The organism is Arthrobacter glacialis (assembly GCF_002909445.1).
Taxonomy (GTDB): Bacteria; Actinomycetota; Actinomycetes; order Actinomycetales; family Micrococcaceae; genus Specibacter; species Specibacter glacialis.
Genome location: NZ_PPXC01000053.1, coordinates 1 through 1,227 on the forward strand (window position 1 = coordinate 1; position 1,227 = coordinate 1,227).

Genomic DNA, 1,227 nt, shown 5'->3' on the forward strand with positions numbered 1-1,227 from the left:
ACGCGTGATCAGTAGAAACAAGGCATTTTTTCATGAAGGACAAGCTAAATTCACTATTTTTGCCGTCTGAGCTCTTCAATGGTGGAACAGATCTTCATGATCTCAGCAAACTCTTCTTTCTTAATCCTTCCAGATTCGAAATCAATTCGTGCATCAATTCGGGCCCTAGACACCATGGCCTCCACCATGCTGGAAATTCCAACTGGCCTCCTATACGAACTGCTGGGGAAGAACTTTTCGAATAGGTTGCAGCACTTCTGGTACATCTGCTCGTCCTCAAGAATCCCCCTTTGGCTGGTGTTGAGAATGGAGCGGTTCCTCTTAGGAATCCACGAATGTGTGGTTGCAACGGCATCATACTCCATGCTTTTGGCTGGGCCATGAGCTGGCATCACCACAGCATTGTTGACTGAGTCAATTTCCTTATGACTAACAAATGGGTTCATAGGATTACACAACCTGCCTTGGTAGTCTTCATCCATCAATTCCCATTTCAAGCAGACCTCTGGAATGTGGAGGTTCCGGATATTGTACAGGTTTGGCCCTCCATCTGAAATCAACAGTCCTGCTTTCGAACGGGTCTGCTCCCACAGCTTCTTCAGTTCGAATGCTCTCCTCGTTTGAATTTGTGTATCACCCCTGTGACATCGGTATGTGTATCTGTAGTCTTTGATAAATAGCTGAAGGGCCATCTGGGCTGTTGCTGGTCCAAGATCGTTGTTTATCATATTGTTCTTTATTACTGTAACACCAATGCTCATGTCAGCTGACTCATTAATCCCGGACACTCCAAAACTGGGCAACTCCATACTGAAGTTAGCTACGAATCCATAGCGGTAGAAAAAGCTTGTGAATTCGAACGTTCCTGTCCGATTTATGTAGGACTTCTTCTTGCTCATGTTTATCCCAACTAATTTGCAGGTTCTATAGAACCTATCAACTCCTGCCTGTATTCCCTCATGATTCGGTGCATTCACTATGAGGGCGAAGTCGTCTGAGGATTGGAGTCCGTCCCACCAATATGTGGTTTTGGTGTATTTCTTCTGCCCGAGATTCAGAATTGAAACTCCTAAGACTGAAGTTAGCTACGAATCCATAGCGGTAGAAAAAGCTTGTGAATTCGAACGTTCCTGTCCGATTTATGTAGGATTTCTTCTTGCTCATGTTTATCCCAACTAATTTGCAGGTTCTATAGAACCTATCAACTCCTGCCTGTATTCCCTCATG

At 44.6% G+C, this 1,227-nt stretch carries 1 protein-coding gene; it reads right to left on the bottom strand.

Features of this window, described 5'->3' with window-relative positions; translation table 11 throughout:
- Window positions 1-53: 53 nt before the first annotated feature.
- Window positions 54-899 (bottom strand): hypothetical protein, encoded by an 846-nt coding sequence (locus tag CVS27_RS21775; RefSeq protein ID WP_133163019.1) that lies wholly within the window; start codon window positions 897-899, stop codon window positions 54-56.
- Between the last annotated feature and the right edge of the window lie 328 nt (window positions 900-1,227).